15 protein-coding genes and 1 tRNA gene are annotated in these 19,180 nt (G+C 32.6%); 3 read left to right on the top strand and 13 right to left on the bottom strand.

All coding sequences use genetic code 11. The annotated features are described in order from the left end of the window. Positions 1 to 2: 2 nt before the first annotated feature. The 11 genes from DZ60_RS0109120 to DZ60_RS0109065 form a co-directional block, all read right to left on the bottom strand. Complete coding sequence (locus DZ60_RS0109120; protein WP_025741780.1) at positions 3 to 284, bottom strand: hypothetical protein; 282 nt, start codon at positions 282 to 284, stop codon at positions 3 to 5. 31 nt (positions 285 to 315) lie between these two features. Further along, complete coding sequence (locus tag DZ60_RS0109115; protein ID WP_025741779.1) at positions 316 to 876, bottom strand: RNA polymerase sigma factor; 561 nt, start codon at positions 874 to 876, stop codon at positions 316 to 318. Between the two features lie 625 nt (positions 877 to 1,501). Then, entirely contained in the window at positions 1,502 to 2,656 is a 1,155-nt protein-coding gene (locus DZ60_RS0109105) for a cytochrome-c peroxidase (RefSeq protein ID WP_025741778.1), read from the bottom strand. Continuing rightward, positions 2,656 to 4,266: a DUF6850 family outer membrane beta-barrel protein gene (locus tag DZ60_RS0109100; RefSeq protein ID WP_152537401.1), complete on the bottom strand. Its 1,611-nt coding sequence runs from the start codon at positions 4,264 to 4,266 to the stop codon at positions 2,656 to 2,658. Before DZ60_RS0109100 ends, DZ60_RS0109105 begins: the two co-directional genes overlap by 1 nt. A 75-nt stretch (positions 4,267 to 4,341) precedes the next feature. Next, positions 4,342 to 5,685, bottom strand: coding sequence for a DUF4876 domain-containing protein (locus tag DZ60_RS22785; protein WP_025741776.1), 1,344 nt, complete (start codon positions 5,683 to 5,685; stop codon positions 4,342 to 4,344). Positions 5,686 to 5,697: 12 nt separating this feature from the next. Then, positions 5,698 to 8,412 carry a TonB-dependent receptor gene (locus tag DZ60_RS0109090; protein WP_025741775.1) on the bottom strand — a complete coding sequence of 905 codons (2,715 nt, stop codon included), beginning with the start codon at positions 8,410 to 8,412 and terminating at the stop codon, positions 5,698 to 5,700. 434 nt (positions 8,413 to 8,846) lie between these two features. Further along, entirely contained in the window at positions 8,847 to 9,200 is a 354-nt protein-coding gene (locus DZ60_RS24860; protein ID WP_025741774.1) for a DUF6686 family protein, read from the bottom strand. Between the two features lie 29 nt (positions 9,201 to 9,229). Beyond that, complete coding sequence (locus DZ60_RS0109080; protein WP_025741773.1) at positions 9,230 to 11,416, bottom strand: PepSY domain-containing protein; 2,187 nt, start codon at positions 11,414 to 11,416, stop codon at positions 9,230 to 9,232. Positions 11,417 to 11,429: 13 nt separating this feature from the next. Then, positions 11,430 to 11,927: a DUF2271 domain-containing protein gene (locus DZ60_RS0109075; protein ID WP_025741772.1), complete on the bottom strand. Its 498-nt coding sequence runs from the start codon at positions 11,925 to 11,927 to the stop codon at positions 11,430 to 11,432. A 1-nt stretch (position 11,928) separates the two neighbouring features. After that, a complete protein-coding gene (locus DZ60_RS0109070; RefSeq protein WP_025741771.1) occupies positions 11,929 to 13,332 on the bottom strand; it encodes an ankyrin repeat domain-containing protein in 1,404 nt (467 codons plus the stop codon). A gap of 3 nt (positions 13,333 to 13,335) precedes the next feature. Further along, complete coding sequence (locus tag DZ60_RS0109065) at positions 13,336 to 14,238, bottom strand: DUF6607 family protein (RefSeq protein WP_025741770.1); 903 nt, start codon at positions 14,236 to 14,238, stop codon at positions 13,336 to 13,338. A gap of 120 nt (positions 14,239 to 14,358) precedes the next feature. Between DZ60_RS0109065 and DZ60_RS0109060 the strand changes: the two genes are divergently transcribed. The 3 genes from DZ60_RS0109060 (at position 14,359) to DZ60_RS0109050 (ending at position 17,799) form a co-directional block, all read left to right on the top strand. Beyond that, positions 14,359 to 16,443, top strand: coding sequence for a TonB-dependent receptor plug domain-containing protein (locus DZ60_RS0109060; RefSeq protein ID WP_025741769.1), 2,085 nt, complete (start codon positions 14,359 to 14,361; stop codon positions 16,441 to 16,443). An 18-nt stretch (positions 16,444 to 16,461) separates the two neighbouring features. Next, positions 16,462 to 17,316 (top strand): HmuY family protein, encoded by an 855-nt coding sequence (locus DZ60_RS22780; RefSeq protein ID WP_025741768.1) that lies wholly within the window; start codon positions 16,462 to 16,464, stop codon positions 17,314 to 17,316. Between the two features lie 234 nt (positions 17,317 to 17,550). Beyond that, positions 17,551 to 17,799 (top strand): hypothetical protein, encoded by a 249-nt coding sequence (locus tag DZ60_RS0109050; RefSeq protein ID WP_025741767.1) that lies wholly within the window; start codon positions 17,551 to 17,553, stop codon positions 17,797 to 17,799. A 454-nt stretch (positions 17,800 to 18,253) separates the two neighbouring features. Here the strand turns inward: DZ60_RS0109050 and DZ60_RS24145 are convergent, their stop codons facing one another. Continuing rightward, entirely contained in the window at positions 18,254 to 18,451 is a 198-nt protein-coding gene (locus DZ60_RS24145) for a hypothetical protein (RefSeq protein ID WP_025741766.1), read from the bottom strand. A gap of 635 nt (positions 18,452 to 19,086) precedes the next feature. Then, positions 19,087 to 19,160: transfer RNA gene (locus DZ60_RS0109040), tRNA-Arg, on the bottom strand. Positions 19,161 to 19,180 lie beyond the last annotated feature (20 nt).

Raw genomic sequence — 19,180 nt, 5'->3', positions numbered from 1 at the left:
TATTAAAATACATAATTCGATAATAGAGAGACTTCCTTATCAGAACTCTCGGTTACATTTTTGATGGTTGTATTTTGCAATTGCAAGGCATAAACATTTACTACGATTATTGCAACCGCAGCAGCAGCTATCCAGGTTAAGTGAACTAGAGGAATTATTTTGTTTTCCTTTTTCTCCGGAATTTTAGCTAGTATTTCATCAAATAAATCATTTTTTGGGATCGCACGTTTTGCACCTTCTAAGCTGTGTAAAATGTCATCTGCCCACTGTTCTTTTTTATCCATTGTTTCTAAAAAGGTATTTTTCCTTTAGACATTATTTTTTTAATTTCCCTTCGGGATACATTGAAATTAATTTTTTTTTCAATGTTTTCTTACTTCTTTGTAATAAACTTTCAACTGATTTGAGTGTTGTTTGCATAATAGCTGCTACTTCTTGTCGGGGTAACCCTTCTACATAACTTAAAATAAATGCAGTTTTTTGATTGTCCGGCAGTTTGTTGATAACCGAAAATAATAAGGTGGCTTTTTCCTGATTTTCTAACAATATTCCGGGATGATTAAAATCTATACTATGAAACTCTTGTATTTCTGTTCTAGAAAAAAGTTGTCTTTTTCTTTTCTGTAGCAGATTTAGTGCCTTGTTCACCGTGATTCTATAAATCCAGGTACTTACTTTTGATTTTGCTCGAAATGTTTCTGCTTTCTCATAAATGGTTAAAAAAACATCTTGAGTAATTTCTTCTGCCTCCTCGATATTTTGTAAATAACCAATAGCTGTATTATATACTTTGTCCTTATACAATAGGTACAATTGCCGAAAAGCCTTTCGATTACCTTGAGCTACTTTTTTAAGAAGTTGAGTTTCTATGGTCATTCTAAATTACATACTGCGATAAGTGTATGAGTTCAGGATACGCTAATCAAGGGGTATATCTGTGTATGTTATTTGATTATGAATGTTGTACATACACTTGGCCATCACAATATTTTTTAAAATTAAGAATAAAAAATAAAGGTACCATTGGTATGAAACTTAAAACAAACCCAAAGTTTTTAAAAATATGTGAAAATTGAAAGATATAGAACAAAAAAAAGAAAAAGCATTTTGAAGCATTGATTTATGGTTTTTATTTATAATGATTATCTCATAGGAATGTTTTACATCTGGTCCTTACAAAGTTCTGTTTGAGAACAATAAAAATATCATCTAACACAAAAAAGCAAGCTCTTTTATTTTTAACTTTTGTTTATTTATAAACTCTAAAGAAAGAGATCGAAACAGTTTGAAATTGAATTCTCTAAAATCGAATAGTTTTCTTATTATTAGAGTTCAAGATCTCGTCTGTTTTTAAATACGACTTCAACACTAGATATGTTATCATTCCCTGCACGTGTTCCTACTAAAGAATCCTTAGAAACAAATACTTCAAAATTATCAAGAATCATTTTACCAGTTCTTCCTGATTGATTAGAATACTCAATTTCTTTGTATCTATTTATTAATTAGGTAATTCGACAAAGACTTCGATATTTGCTGTTCTACTTGTGAGTGTTTTTAGAAATGCTTCTATGGCATCTTTTTCTTCGGTACTTAGCTTTAGAGGTTTCAAAAGTACCGATGTAGTAGGAAATAAAGTGTCATTTTCTTGCTTTGGTTTTCGTCTTGGGCGAGGCATTCCCACATTGTACATGTTCATAATACCACCTAAATCAGGAAACAAACCATTATGCATGTAGGGCCCTGTTTTGGCTACTTCTCTAAGTGTTGGAGTTTTAAATCTACCAACATCCTCTTTTTTCCCCGTTTGATTATAGACTCCTAAATCTTCATAATAACGTTGATAATAGGTTAAGCCTACATTATGAAATTTTTGATCCGAAAAATAAGGGCTATAATGGCAATTTACGCATCTCCCTTTGGTTCTAAATAGATGTAACCCTAGTACTTCTTGATCTGTAAATACTTCTTCATTACCTCGTATAAAATGATCAAAACGTGTATTTGTACTTTTTATAGTCCGTTGATAGGTTGCTAAGGCCTTTTTAATGCGATTTTCAGTAACTTTTTGATCACCATAAACACCTGCAAATAATGAGTCATACCCCTTTATATTTTGAATGTTTTGTACCGCTACCGCAAATTTTGTATTCATTTCTATAGTACTTTCTACTGGTGCATGTGCTTGTTCCTCTAAAGAACCAGCGCGACCATCCCAAAACAAACTTTGGGCTTGCCCAATATTAATTATGGTTGGGGCATTACGACTTCCTTGTTTTTGTAAATCTCCATGTGAAACTCGTTTTCCGTCTCCCCATGCAAGTTGAGGTTCGTGACAACTCGCACAAGAAACTTGACCAGAACCTGATAACCTTGGATCAAAAAAAAGCTTTTTTCCTAATTCAGCTTTCTCTATAGAATATGGGTTGTTTTTGGGATGGTTAATGGTTTCAAGATTTCCAATTTCGACATATTCATCAATAATACTGCTATCTAATGTAGGAATGGGCCAATTTTTAGAATCACCACTACTGTAAAGTGCTCTTAATTTTTCTATAGTGTAGTCTCCAATTACAAACTCTTTGATACTAAATGAGGTGATCAGGCATGATATACTTACTAAGAAGAATATCAAAGTTAAAACTCTAAGATTCATTAATATGCTAAGTTAAGGTGTATAGAAAATGTATTATTCGTTCCTGTGATGGTATCTATATGGTGGCCCATGCCTATTAGATGAGAATAGAATGCTGCTATTGTGGCGATTTCCTTTTTCTTCATCCGTATTTGATAATTTATTCCTAAAACAGGACCAATTTTATGTAATGAATCATACGTATCATCGAATGCTATCACATCAGCTCCAAAAGTACTTCTAGGAGGAATTACTGATGCACCAGTACTGGTTGAAGAGTTGGTTGCATCATATATCAAAGAAGTAGTAATAGGAAGGTAATAATTAATTCCTGTTTCTAGATTGATAAATGATTTGGGGGTAATTTTCAGATCTTTATTAATAGAGAATTTAGTTTGCCAATATGTAACTTCTTTATCTGTGGTATTGATATCTTGAGTACGAGTCTGTCTTATATGTGTTTCTAATTGCGCTCCAATTTGTGTTCTATGATCTCTAAGTTTACCCCATTGTATGGTACTTTCTACATGTATAACTTCTTGTTTATAATTTGTTTTTACAGTACGTTGGGGATCATTTTCGATATAGTCATCAAAGGTATGAGCATTTGTCCCTTCTCCAAAAATCAATTTGGTATCTGAGATTAAATATTGCGATTTAGATTGTTTGATATAAGAAATTGCCAGTGCGGATTCTTCGGTATTAAAAACAGCAGCTAGATTCGCATTATCTATAAATGGTGTCGAAAAATAACTTTCTTTTTGATCTTTATACGTATAGATTAAAGTAAAGAAATTAGCTCCAGACGTATAGGAGTATCCACCTCCGAATACAAATTTATCTTTTTGAGTTATTCCGTCTAATAAAGATGCATTAAACCCTAGTATATCTCCATATCCAACAGAGTATCCAGCATAATAATCAGTTTCTGTAACAGAGTCAATACGAATCCCATCAATAGTATCACTATGATACGAAAAATTAGTCTGATGTTTTCCGAATTCAGCGATTCCGAATATATGATGTTTCTTGAATTGATACCCTAACTCAAACTTCCCCGAATAATCAATTACTTCCTGTTCAGTTTTCGGGATTGTAAGTCCAAAAAACTTTTCGAGATTGTAATGTATAGTTATGCTAAAGGGGAAACTCTTTTTTATAACACCACTATACCCTCCCATAAGTCTGTAATGCTGATTCTCTGTATTTCCGGCACGTATGGCAAGTGGGTAATGTGGACTCGTTACTAATTCATCAGAAAACTCTTCTGATAGATTTGGCATTAATTGGTAAGAAGATTCCTTGGTATATGATCTAGAGAAATCTAAGTGTCCAAAAAGTTTAGCTTTATTTTGTAGTGTAAAAATACCTCTACTTCTAAAACCGTAAGATTGTACATTGTTAGGCGTCTGTTTTTTGGAAAGAGGTTGTTCTTTGAGTTGTCCATAAAGACCAGTCTCTGTAAAATCAGCGATTGGTAACAGTTGATTATTAGCAGGTGCATTAACAAAATGTTTCCACGCAAGTGAACGAAGTCTAAACATCGAAATGTCTAAACTATCAATTTGCGCATTTAACTGAACGCATGTACAAAAACAAAATGTAATGCAAATACCTAAAATCTTCTTCATAACCATAACTAGAGTACTCCTTGATTTTTTAGTCCATTTCTAAGCTTAAAAAATCAAGAAGTATATTCTATTTTTTTATTCTACAAAGGCACCTGGCGATGCCATGTCTAAGTATGTGAAATCTACTGATGAGTTATTAGTATCGAATAACACTTTACGTCCGTTTACCTCTTTTTCTACTTTTCTGATTACAGATTGCGAAGAAAAATAACCATTTGGTACATAGGCATACCCCGCATCTAAGGCTGTGGGTAATTGTCTAGGGTATAAATTTGTTGGATCTTCTGTGTTTACTTCTACAGCATCCACTATATTTTCTACAGGGATTTGCATATATAAACTGTCATCAGAGGTATCAGGGCTTAGATATGTAGGTAAGTCATTTGGTGTATCATGGGTGAATATAACAAAACTATCAGCCCCACCTGTATTGAGTACCATATCTTTTCCCGATTTAAAATGTATAATTTCTAAATCAGGCACATTGTTATTTTGTACATCCCAAGTTCCTGGATATCCATCTGAACTGGTAATATAGTCTACTAAATATCCTTCGAAATCTGCTTCACTAAGATCAATAGTAAGTGATGGGTCCGTAACAGTCGACTCCCATCCATCACTCTCGATCAATGTTTCCTTATGATTATATGCATTTGTAGCAATTACGATGCCCTCACCAGGATTAATAGGATATGTAGTTCCGTTACCCGGAATTTGATATACAAAATCTGCATAAGCATACTTATCATTCGCATCAGCACCTACCTGATTTGACGGTGATTTAGTCCAATCAAACTGACCATTTTCTAATGTGTAGTCAGCAACACCTGTAAATATACTTCCGTATACTTGTGCTACTAATAAACCATCTGCATATAAAATTTCGTTAGAGTTGTTATAGATTTCGATAAACTGATCTCTAAAAGAGGCCCCATCAAACCCAGAACCTGCATAATAGACTTGTTTAATTAATAAATCCCCTATTTTACCAGTAGTAAGTTCGATATTGGTAGAAGTAACATTGACATTAATAACAATGTTTTCCTGAGCCCCATTAAATGTAACTTCTTCTGTGTCTGGGGTATATCCTAGTTTGTTTTCGAACTCTTCTTTTGTTAATGTCAATGTTGCTATCGCAGCGTATAGCCCAATTTCTAGTTGATCAAAAATAGCAGTTCCGTTTTCATTGGTACTTGTTTCAAAAATTTCACCTGTCGTAGTGTTTGTTAAACTGATGGTCACATCTTCTAGGTCAGCCTCTCCAATATCTGAACTTAATGAAGTTTGTATTGTAAAATCTATTAATTGTGTTTCATCTTCTTCTGTAATTGCCCCAAAATCATCGTCATTACTACAACTTATAATTGTAGAAGTTACTAGGAGGATCATAAATAATTTAAGTACTGAGTTTGTTTTCATGTTTGTTTGTAGTTAAAGTTTATAGTTTAGCTTCATCCCAAAAGATAATGGAGTAATGTCCCTTAGTATTTCATCACCATTATTATCTATATATGTGGGTTTTAGATTCAGAAAATTGTTTGCGTAAAAGTCAATTCTAAATCCATTTGTAAAGTCCTTTGATATTCTTAAGTGCAGATTATGAAATACTTTATCCGAAGTATTTGTAGCTACAGTATTTACCGTTCTAAATAAATGTCCGTATAACTCAGTATTTGATCTATCCGTTTCTGGGATATCGAAATATCTATTTTCTTGATCAAAATAGCCAATAGGATATGTATCATAAGTATCATCGAGAAATGTGTTGTTGATGATAAAATGTTCTGTACGAAGATTTACTAAAAGCCCTATTTTTGAGATATGATAATTAATAGAAGCACCTATTCTGAATAGTTCCTGAATCGTAGTAATACTTTTATCAAAAACACCAATAGTAGCGTTCTCGCTCTCTAATGAACTGTCGGTATAAATATCAGAGATGTTGTTATTTTCAGTTTTTGCAAATAAGCCATTAATCGTAGCGTCTAGATTAAGCCCTCTTATTTTAGGAATTCTAAGCAAAAATTCGAATCCATAATCTAAAGAGGTAAGACCATTAATTGTTTTGGAGTCTTCATAAGTATATAATTTTTCTCCAATAATATCTATGGTTGGTGCTTCGGGTTCATTGAATAGAACAAGGTAATCATCTCCTATTACAGTATTAAATACACGAAGGGATGTTAGACCATCGGATAATTTTTTGTAAAAACCAGTTATACTAAAATCTGCCCATCCCAATTGATAATCTAATCCCAATTCTGTGTTTAGACTTTTGGTAGGTTTTAGGTCAAGATTTTGTTCTTCTTTTACAAAGGTCTGTACATAGGCCACATTGTACTCATTTGATCTAAAATCTCCTATGATTTGATCAAAGTACTGTTTCCCTGTATAGATACTATTTAAAGAAGGAGCTTTGGCAGAGAGTCCTATGCCTCCACGTATTTTTATTTTGTTTTTCTGAAAATAGGTATTAATTCTAGGTGATATTGTATTGTAATTGTTTTGATTGTCCCATCGCAAACCTGCTGCTATACTCAAAGAACTATTATCCCAATATTTTAGAACATTATCTTGGATAAAACCTGCTAATTGAAGTTCTGGACGTAAGCTTTCGTTAAAGCTATATGGTCTAAAACCTGTTGTAGCAGAATTAAATCCACTAAGTACAAATTGCACATCAGCGGTTTGAGGATTACCAATTCTACCTGCTCCTAAATTATCACTATAGCGTAATGTGGCACCTGTAATGAATTTGTGTGTCCATTGTTTTTTAGTAGAAAAGCTCTTAAGCAATTGTATATCAAAAAAACCATTAATTGGTTTTCCGTCTATTTCTCTGGTAGAAAAATAAACAGTAGGGGTGTATACACCCTGAGAAATGCCGGATTCTAATGCTATAGGGATTACCTCTCCACCTGTATTTACCTTAGCCCGTCTAATTGTATGCTGTTGTCTATACTCAAAACTAGAAAGTATAGATACTTCATCAATCCACTGATTAACTTTATATGCAAATCGATTACTTATTCTAATGGACTGATCCTTATTTTTTACGAATGTTTCTGTAATGTCATTAGGGTCTTGTTTTCCATCATCTAAACTGCTAGAAAAAGCAAAAGACAATGTGTTTTTTGTTTTCGTTGTAAAAATCGACCAATCTGTATTTAGATTCACCCGGTTATACACATCCAAAACATCTTTAGGATCTTCTTTAGAGTTTAAATACGAAATCCCCATATTAAGTACTCCCCAAGTATCAGAAATTTTAAATCCTTTAGAAGCATTTATTTGTGTTGTCCCATCTCTAAAAGATATGGATGATATAAATGGAGTAATCCCCGCTTTTGTTTTAATTTTTACTAATCCAGATGTTAGGTCACCGTATCTAGCTTCGGGAATTCCTTGTACAACCTCTATCTCATCAATATTTTCTGTAGGTATTTGTCGTAGATCAACACCCAAACCAGCATTATTATAGGTCGTAGATGTATTAGAGGCATTTGCTTCTACGGTAAATTGATTGAATGCAGCACCGAATACACCCGCAGTATTCGGAGCCCATTTTTGCATATTTTCGTTATTAGATAAAGGAATATCATTAACTAAAACGGCTGTACCAAAGGCTTTGTTTGCATAAGATTCTCCACCTGTCAATCCTACTTCTGCTGTACGGAAAACCATGTTTTTATACCCGTTTAGCGATGTTTCTGAGGTAGATTGCCCGGGTAATTGTTCTAACACTCCTAAGGCAGAAAAAGATTGTATATTATCTACGGCTTCAGATTTTAAAACAATTTCTGAATACTTTTTATTTGTACCAATCAGCAAAATTTCATCAATACGCAAATCATTTTCTGCTAATCGTATGTTAATCGGGGTGTTCTCATCAGATGTAATAAAAACCTGTTGATTAACATAAGATAAATGTTTAACCTCTAGAAATATCTTTTTTGAGAGAGGGAGAACAATTGTAAAGTGTCCAGTAGCATCGGTAATAACCCAAGTGTGTGTTTCTGTATGTTCTACCAGGACATTTTCAATAGGTTTTCCTGTGGTATCGTTAACTATCATCCCACTATAACGAACCTGCGAAATTGCAGACGATAGATGTAGTATAAAGAAATAAAAAAGAAGTTTTTGCAATTGATTTTATTTTGGGAGGGCAAATATATTGTTATTTTTATTTATTCTAAATAAAAACATGTGAGCTCTTTTTTATTTTTTTGCATTCTTCATCTCACTGCTTTTTTATTGGTATTTATTAGGTTTTTTAACAAAAAAAATAAAAATATCAGTAGATAAGTAGAAGGGATTTCTTCTCTTCCTAGGCATGTAACCACAATATTTTTCTAATTAGAAGAGAACTTTGATATAAATTTGTACCGACAAACGGTCTCATATATAATGAACTTTTTATTAAAAGAGTTTTGATGTGCAAAATTGTAGAATTATTTTTTTCTAGTTGATAAATTGCAAGTCAATAATAGTTATAGTCTTTACAATTTAGAAACAGGTACACTAAAATGCATTATGACTGTGTTGTGAAGTCCGAAAATACAATTTGTACAGGTGTTTTCTTAGTTAGCATATGTCACGTAATCGATCTCATATACTCGTAATATTTTTGATTTATCGTAATTACTATAAAATACTAAAGAGATTATATCATGAATTTCTTTTCGACTAAACATCAAACATAAATTCTGTTGTAATGTAGGGATAGGAATTTTTCGTTTCAGATCTGAATTAGAATGATGATGCTCCCAATAGTCTAATTCTATACTTAATAAGTAATTCTTGAAGCTTATAAATTCTTCGTTTGTAAACTCAAACAACAAATTATTATAAGTGAGAAGATATAAGTCACAGGTAAGACATTTTGATAATTGCCCTTTTTTAATTTTTGATACTATTTTTACATCTTTGCACATAGACTTGATACATGTTTTTTAGGGTTTTCTTAATAACAATCCATTCTAATTTGCCCTTTACTAATTAATTCCTGAATGGTAGTATTTAATTTGGTTTGAATAATTTCCTCTAAAACAGCTATGACACCTTTTTGCATCTGCATTGATCCACAGATCATTATTGTTCCATTTTTAGATAAAATATCTGTTACTAATTCTTTTTCTTTTTTTATCAAATCTTGTACATAGGTTTTACTTTTTAACTCTTTTGAATAGGCTATTTGAAAGCTTATAAGTCTTTTTTCAAGCATTCTAGGATTGATTTGTTTTTGGTAGATATCCAAAGAATCGTTTGTTCGAACTCCCCAGATAATATGCTTTTTTATGTTCTTATTATTACAAAAAATCATACCTAAAAAAGGTGCAATTCCGGTTCCATTAGCAATCATAAGAACTTCTGGTGCAGAATCTGGAAAATGAAATTTCGGATTTGTACGAATGGAGGCTTGTAACTGGTTAGTAGTAGTTAATGTATTCAAGTAGTTTGAGCATAGTCCCAAATCATGCTTTTTGATACTTAGTACTATGTTTCTATCAATTTTACCTATAGAATAAAGTCTCGGAGGGTGGCTGTTATCAGCATTTGGTCTTATTGCAATCAAGTCTCCAGATTCAAATTTCAGATGACTAGGAGGCCTTAATTGAAGCAAAAAAGTATGATCTTTATTTATTTTTGTTTTGTGAATAACTGTAAACCTGAACATTTTTTCTGTTGGAGTGTTAATTTCCTCCAAGGGAGTTTTTGTATTTTGTTTCCATGTGGTTGCCCATTTTTGAAAAGCCTCAATAGACTGTTCATTGATTTTGAATAGCGGCATGACTGGATTAAATTTTTCATGCGTATTAAGCATTTTATCTATTTCACCTGCATATTTGCAATATTCGGGATACTTGGTCGACCCTAAGCCAATTACAGAAAATTGAAGAGGGTTAATGGGCTCGGTATTTTGGAACAAATTTGTAAACTTATTTGCATTAGCCGGAGATTCTCCGTCACCATAAGTCGAAGTAAATACTATGAGGTGTTTAGCTTTATTATAGGTGCTGTATGTGTTCAATTCAGATACAAATACTTGTTTACCAATTTTTGTCAGGCTCCTACTAAATGCTCTTGCAAAATTAAAAGTAGTACCTGTTTCGGATCCAACCAAAATAACATATTCACATTCATCTTTGCTGGCGAGATTGACTAATTTTCCTGATTTTTGTCTTTTGATAGTCATAAAAAAACCAGAATACATAAAAAATAAAAGAGAACAAGAACACAGTAATAATACTAAAGACCATAAAACATTTCCTTTTCCTGTATGTAACAAAAAACTATAATAAGATGCTACAGCAAAGAATGGATACACATTTTCTTTAATAATACTCCCGTCAAACTGATTGATTATCAATTCTTTGTTTTTTAATTCTAGTTTGAAATAGTCTTCAATATCCTCAGAAAACGGAAATTCAATAGATTTTACATCGGCTAAACGTGTGATTTTAAAAATATGAAAATGCCAAGGTGCAGTTTTCTTATCGGTTTGATTAAAATTAATTTCATTAGAGAAATTATGTTTGGGTAAGAGAGAAAACTTTTCAAGGGATAGATAAACGCCAGTAATCGCTATAATGAGTATAGGGATAAAGAGCCAACGTCCCAAAACTACATGAAAATATTGATTTGGAGACTCAGGAGTCACCTTAGAAAAGAATTTTTTGATTCCTCCTTGTCTTTTCAGAATAAGAAAAATTCCGGTTATTACAATTACGACTAATAATAAAGAAACAAATCCAACAAAGAAGCGTCCAATACTTTTTAGAAATAAGGACCTATGTAAGTTCGTTGCAAATTTAAAAACAGGATGTTTTTGTTCTATTCTCCCTAAACGTTTACCGTTTTTTGGATTGATATAAATTGTTTCGCTTTCCCCTTCTTTATTGATTACAGATGCTATAACAAAATCAGAATCAGTAATTTTAACCGTAATTATTTGATCATATTCAAGTTGTAATACTTCAATGGTTTCAGAAACTGAGATGCTCTTAATCCGATCTATTTTATAGGGACTTTGATTCTCGGTAATGGGTTCAATGGCAAGAATAATTCCCGTTATTGAAGCGAGCGTAAGAAAAATAGAAGAAGATATAGCCAAAAGCATATGACTATATCTCCATATTGAAATGGTCATTTAGTGATTAAAATTATTGAGGAAGAAGACGTACGTAGCGAATAAAACCTTTTCCCTCTACTTTATTTTTTATTGTCTCTGATGTTAATTCGAACTCAATATCGTCCTTATAGTATTCTTGATCCTCAACAGCTGTTTCGAAACGAATTTTGTACCCAGTATCAATTTTGTCATTTTCAATTTCAAAAACACTAATAGCTCTTTTTCCGCCACTAATAGTTGCTCCGGTGATGGCATCAATATTAGGCCGGTGTTTTCCATAAAAACGCCACCACTCCGGAATATCATGATACCATTCTTCGTCGTCACCTTGAACATATAATGTTTTCTCATAATTACCCTGTTGATCTAATAAGGATATTACGATATATGCTCCTTCTCCTGTATAATTTATCATTTGTATCATACACTTATATGTGGAGGTAGCATTCGAGGTTGAATTAAACCCTATCAACATAAAGCTTAGGAGTACTAAAGGAGTAATTATTTTATATAGTAAACTGAATTTCATTTTATTTTAAAAAATTTATAGCAATTTTATTCTTTTGTAATAGTTCATTTTCACTTGCAAGATCATACACGGATTCTTCAAAATCAGTCTTGATATTTTTGTCTGCTCCTATAGAAAGTAAATATTTAAGAATCGATTCATCCTTTGCAGTCATTGCTGCTTTATGTAAAGGAGTAATACCTTCTTTATTTTTGGTATTTACATCAATGTCAAAAGCTTTAATTCTTTTCAGTAATGTTATGTTATTTTTATCTAAAGCAATGTGATATAATGAGCCTCCATTTTTTTCTGATCTTTCTTTTATATCGAACCCTTGTTTTGTAAGTGTGGTAAGCTTTTTATTAAACATTTCTGGTTGATCAGCATCGAAGCTATGTAGGAGGTAATAGGCCAAGGTATTTCCCTGGTTATCTTTTACAGATACATCAGCGCCATTTGCTACAAGAAAATCAACTACTTTGGTTGTACCCCATTGTACAGCATTAGTCAAAGCTGTTCGTCCTGTATGGTCTTTACTGTTAATAGAAACCCCTTTTGATAAAAAATAACCCAACACATCAGTTTCTTTAGATTTATAGGCAAGAGCATGTAATGGAGTTTGACCTTTTTTTGTGGTTACATTGGGGGCTATTCCTAATTTTTCTAAAAATTGATAGGTTGCCAAGGAATTAGTGTGGCCACGGGTGCCGTTACTTGCAAAAAGCATAGCGTTACCATTGTTATTATTTAGGCCTTTATAAGCTACTCCTTTTTTTACCAGTATATCTAGCAGATTGGTATTCCCTCTTTTTGAAGCATAATTAAAAATCCCATTTCCCTGCTGATCGGTACTGTGTAGATCAATTCCTTTAGAAGTAAAATACTCAATAAAACTATATTCTTTTATGAATGGAGCTACTAATAATAGGGCATTTGCCCCTTCCTTATTTTTCTCATTTACAATATCTGCTCCATGTGCAATACAAAAATCATATAATTTGGTATTCAACTGTCCTGTAACTGCAGTAAAATTAAGTAACGAGTAGCCATGACTATCTATAATATCAGTTTTTGCTCCCTGATTGACCAAAAACTTCATCATTTCTAAATTATCACGATAAGCAGCCCAAAAAATATACGTTCGTGCATCATGGGTAAGTTTATTAACGTCATTTCCCTGTTTAGTAAGCAAATACTTAATAGTTGTATTGTCTGTTTTTTCTATTAATGCCCAAGAAACAGCATCAAAAAAATGTTCATTAAGAGCGGTTATATTGTGCCCCTCTTTGATTTTTTCTTCAATATCAGAAATACTTGGATTAAGTTGCCAATAACTTCTTTGTAAAAAGATATTCTCTTTTTGAGCAATTGTTATAGTCGTTTCTAATAAGATTACTAGAAAGATAATACACTTAATAAATTTCATTTTTTACTTTTTTACAAATGACTCTATAACTTTAGCAATATCATTTTGTTGCTTATAGTCTTCAGAAAATAAATGTTTATAAAGCGGCTTGTTATCTACTTTTGTTGCTAATGATAAGTCCTTATTTCTTGCGTAAACCTCTTGCCATTTGTTTCTTACTAAAGCCCATTTATCCTGATGCTCTTTCCACCAATTGGCAGCTGCTTCACATTGGCTATCAGGAACTTTTACATACGTATTATATCCTTTTTCTTTGGCAAGAAGAACATCATCTTTTCCTTCTTCTCGAATAACTTTATCATTATCCTGATCATGAATCCATCCTTTTTTAGTGATTTCATGACGATTTCCTCTTACAGTAAGATTATAATCGCTTCTTTTTGTATACTCTCTTCTTGGTAGGGGAGCATCAGTAGTGTTTTCCCAGAAACTTTTGCCATCTATATGAACCCATGTAGCAGAACCTTCGTATCGAGGGCTGTCATCAACCTGAAATACTTTTTGAGTCCATTGTCCATTCACCTCCTTTTTTGGTTTATTCTGAAATTTCCATTGGTTATTTGCATTATACATATAGAAAACTGTGTTTTCGTATAACCAATCTTGCCTCCAGTGTTTTACTATATGGGGTTCTGATGGATTACCTACTTGCAATAAATGCTGAATAGAAACTTTATCTTTTTCATCAACAATAAGTTGAGCCCATTCTAAAGCTTTATCTATTTTGGTTTTAGAAGGTTGATAAAGTGAGTCTTTACTGAATTGGAAAGTTTCTGCGAAATTAAAAGTCACTTCAAAACAACCACACATGCTTTTTATCGCATTAATGTCTTTTTCCTTTTTGTCTTGTGCAAATGTATTTAGGATCATACCAATTGCTAATGTAATAGAGAGTAATGTTTTCATCGATGAAATAATTATAATATATGTTTTAACAAACTTTCCGTCAAAAATAATTAAATTTATTTAGAATAAATAAAAATAACGAATATATTTGCACTCTATTAAGAATGATTTTAAATAGTGATGTCAGTTAGAGTTACCCGAATATGTATAGTATTGTTTTTGTTTTTTCAAGAGAGCTTTGGCCAGAAAAAACAAGTAGACTCCCTACAAGTCTCTGAAATTGATGAGGTTGTTATTACGGCTACCAGAACACCACGACAACTCTCTTCATTACCATTGCCGGTAACTTTAATTTCAAAACAGACTATTGATCAAACTGGTGTTGTTCGTTTAGACGAAATTCTTAATGAACAAACAGGAATCATTACTGTTAGTGATGAAAGTGGGTTTGCAGGGATACAGATTCAAGGAATTTCTTCAGACTATGTTATGATTCTAATAGATGGAGTACCGTTAGTTGGGCGCAGTGCAGGAAATTTTGATTTGAGTAGGATTACCACCGGAAACATTAAACAGATAGAAGTTGTAAAAGGGCCTTCTAGTAGTTTATATGGTTCTGAAGCTTTGGGAGGTGTCATTAACATAATCACAGAAAAACCAACTTCTGAGGAGTTTTCTGGGAATTTATCCTATCGTTTAGGAAGTTTTACACAGCAAGATGTTACTATTGATTTTAAACAAGTAATAAAGTCTTTTCGTTATTCCTTTTTTGCTAATCGTTTTTCTAGTAATGGTTATGATTTAACCCCCGAAATAGAAGGGGCTACTATAAATCCGTTTGAAAATTATACCTTAAATGCAAGGATGTATTATGACTTTTCTGATGCACTTTCTTTATTTGGATCTACACGTTTTTATTATCAAAATCAGGATGTAGGTTTTTCATTAGATAATGTGGCCTATGATGGAGATACTAAGGGAAATGAGTATAATACCCACCTTCGTTTTGATCATAAATGGAATAAAAAATTAAATCTCAACTATGAGTTTTATTATACCAATTACAAAGCTAAAGAAACTATAGTCGAAAAGTTATCTCAAGAAGTATTTAGTGAAAGTGATTTTGATCAACATCTTTTAAGACCAGAGATCAGAGGTACATATTCGTTTACCAAAGCAGGAGAATTTGTTGCTGGGGTAGGGTATCAATGGGAAGAATTGGATAGAACTTATTTTAAAGAAAGTGTTGATTTCAATTCTCAATATATATATGCTCAACACGACCATACATTTTTTGATCACCTCAATATCATAGCTGGGATTCGTTTTGATAATCATTCAGAATATAGTAATCAACTCAGCCCAAAACTTGCAGTTCGGTGTAAAATTTTTGATGATTTTGCTTTTAAGGCCTCAGTCGGGTATGGATTTAAAGCACCGGATTTTAGACAATTATATTTTGATTTTACGAACTCTACAGTAGGGTATACCGTATTAGGATATAATGTAGCTCTAGGTGAATTAAACGAATTAGAAGAACAAGGAGAAATTGTTAATGTTGTTGTGCCAGAGTCTGAACTTATGGGGGAGTTAAAAGCAGAAAGTTCTATTGGGTATAATATAGGGGTTACTTATTCCAAAAAGAAGTTGAGTACAGAGTTCAACCTCTTCAGAAATGATTTTAAAAACTTGATTGATACCCGGATTATTGCCCGCAAGACAAATGGACAAAATGTGTTTAGTTACGTCAATTTTGACGAGGTATATACAACAGGATTAGAATTTAATTTGGCGTATGATATTCTTCAGAACCTAAAAATCAGTTCTGGCTATCAATTACTTTATGCATTTGATAAAGCTAGAGAGCAAGAAATTGAAAATGAAGAAGTCTTTATAAGAGACCCAGAAACAAATGAGACCGTGGCGATTACGAAGTCTGACTACTTTGGACTCGTAAATCGCTCACGGCACAATATAAATTTTAAACTATCATATAGATGGGAGGCCACAAAAACAAACATTAGTGCAAGGCTGATTTATAGAAGTAAATACGGACTTCATGATACTAATGGTAACGGGTTACTTGATATATATGATACTAGTTTTGTCGATGGTTATTCTCTTACAAACTTCGCGGTAAGCAAAACCATCTATTCAAACCTTACATTTCAATTTGGGATAAATAATGTATTTGATCATACAGACACTAATATTCCTTCTCTAAATGGGAGACAATTTTATGGAAAAATTAATTATCAGTTATAAATTTTTAAACACAATGCAATGAAAAAAGTATTTCTTTTATTTATCGGAATAATAAGCATGTTAGCCTCATGCGATAGTAATGATGATGCAACACAATCTGAAGAATTTACCGTGGTTGGTTTATCAGTCGACCAAGGTAGTTCTGGCACAGAAATAACCATTTCGGGGACCGGTTTTCCTGATTCCTCAGAGGATGTTACGGTAACATTTAATGGTGTTGAAGCAGAAGTAAGCAGTATATCAAGTACTAGTATTTTAGTTATTGTTCCTGATACTGTTGATAGTGGTGAGGTGAGTGTCACCTTTAACGCTGAGACACTTAGTGCGGGTACATTTACGATTATAGAAGCGCTTGTTGAAGGTACTATCGAAAATTTGTATGCACCGTTAACAAGTAATTTTGGCGAACCTGATGCAGGTGAATTCACCAAATTTGATTTCGAAACAGGAGCAGAAACAGATAGTAATACAGATTGGGATATCGCTTTTAGAGGAACAACCATTGCCGTTAACGGTGGTGCTGCTACAGGAACTGATGATGAACCCGAGCGTAATGGAGATGCTAGTGTAGCTATAGTTACAGGTACTTTTGATAGTGTTGCTTCAGTTGATGGATTAACTTTTTTGCAGGATTCTATTGAAGATGGATTCGCAATACCAACAGGAAGTAATAATGGTTGGTATAATTACGATTTTACTACAAATATTATTTCTGCAATACCAGGTGTTGTACTGGTTTTCAAAACCAAAAATGGAAATTATGCTAAAGTTGAGATTTTGAGTTATTATGAAGATCAGGACAATTCAGGCAATGGACGCTATTATACATTCAATTATGTTTATAACCCTAATGATGGGGGAACTTCTTTTTAAAAAAGAAAATAAGCTATCAGCAAACATTAAAATTGTTTGGTCAAACCACCTAGGTTGAAACTATTTTAAGGACTATATTTTGTAACCGGATACGATAACTATTAGTATCCGGTTTTTTTGTTTAGATATTATTTTTATAAAATCTAAATATAAAGTATTAGATAATAGTTATTTAGATTGTTTCTTGCTGGATTTGAAAGTAACTTTATGAAATAACCTAAAAAAGACAAAATTATGGCTATTAGATTAGGAAATGGTTGCTCTAACTGCGCAAATTTAAAAGATAATAACCTTTGTGGAATACATGGAGTGAAGGTAACTAGTAGTTACACTTGTGATAGTTTCGAAATGAAAGCTGTTTTAAAGGATGATCGCAATTGCGAAACTTGTTTGCGATATGAAACAAGCGATTGTTCGAACCCTCAGAAAGCGGCACCGCATATGTTATGTTCTCATTGGGCTCCTCAAACAGGAATGGCTTAAACCCACTTTACTATAGTAGAAAATCTATTACACTCTAGACCTACTACATACACTAGCACTTCACTACATTTTTTTGTAGTCACTATAGCAATGCTAAGTAGAAAAGAAGAAAATGTCAGTGTTTATTGAAGTTTTGCTGCATAAAACGGGTTAAAGAGAATCTGAATATTTTAAAAAATTAAAAATAAAGTTGGTGTGCTCTTTTAGGTGATATGCAAACTTTGTAGCATCATTCGTACCTACTTTTCTAATAAAACAACAAAATATCTTCTGTTCACCATTTGACCGGATTTGCTTTTTACATAGTCAGTCTTGGGTAGAATACTTATAATTTTGAAAAAAGTGTTTTTTATTAATTTCTTGATTTTCTTTTCGTTATATAACTCAAAATTGTAAAGTGTAACGGGTAATGTTTTCATAAAATCCACATCTGCAAATACAAGACTGCAGCGACCTAAAGTTCGTAAAACCCGGTATATTTCATTAATAAATAGCGAGGGGTTAGACCAAAAATATATGGTGTTAATTTAATACTTACTATTTTATCAAAATGATTATCTCTAAAAGGTATGTTTTTTCCATCATAATGGTAAAAAGAAGCTATGCTATTGGTTATTGCAGATGGATTAATTTTTACAGCTTCATCCCTCATTAATAAAGAGGTCTCTAGCCCAAAGTACAGAAAAGGTTCTTGCTGAAATAAAAATTTACTTAAATGACTACAGTTGCCATGGCCTATTTCTAATAAACGATCTCCTTTTTGTATTTTTACAAAGTCTAATACTTATATAATTCGGTGTCTTCGGCAAGTACTAAGCATTTTACTTTATGGAAAGGAGAACCTTACTTTTAGAAAGTAAGAGCGAGAGATTTGCAAAGAAAAGAAAGTTAATATAGGTCCACAAGAACATTGTATATCGTTCTTGGCGGTATCTCTTAGAAGTCTTATAGATGTACCTCTTGTAGTAATTTATAAATAAGTAGACATAAAATGGTTGATGGGCTATTTGCAGATCATAGCTTACTAAAATATTTACGTTACAAAAGCTGTTACAAATAAGAGTTTAATAGAATAAAAAAACCACAATTACTTTGTTATTAGGTGGTTATGGTTTTTGTTTGTGACCTCGGTAGGATTGCCTTAGGTTTTCCTTTGAACTCCGTAGTCTAAATGAAAAGTCGCAAATCACAGATTTGTACTTTTTTGTTTGTATTTCGATTTTTGAACTTGTTCAAATCTCATACAAACAAAAAAGCTCACCGATTGGTGAGCTTTTCGTTTTTAAGTGACCTCGGCAGGATTCAAACCTGCAACCTCTTGAGCCGTAATCAAGTGCACTATTCAGTTATGCTACGAGGCCGTTAGGCGGGTGCAAATATA

It is taken from the genome of Aquimarina pacifica, from assembly GCF_000520955.1.
In the GTDB taxonomy this organism is placed as follows: Bacteria; Bacteroidota; Bacteroidia; order Flavobacteriales; family Flavobacteriaceae; genus Aquimarina; species Aquimarina pacifica.
Note: the sequence above shows the minus strand (reverse complement) of the source record. Positions and strands in the feature narration are given on the sequence as shown.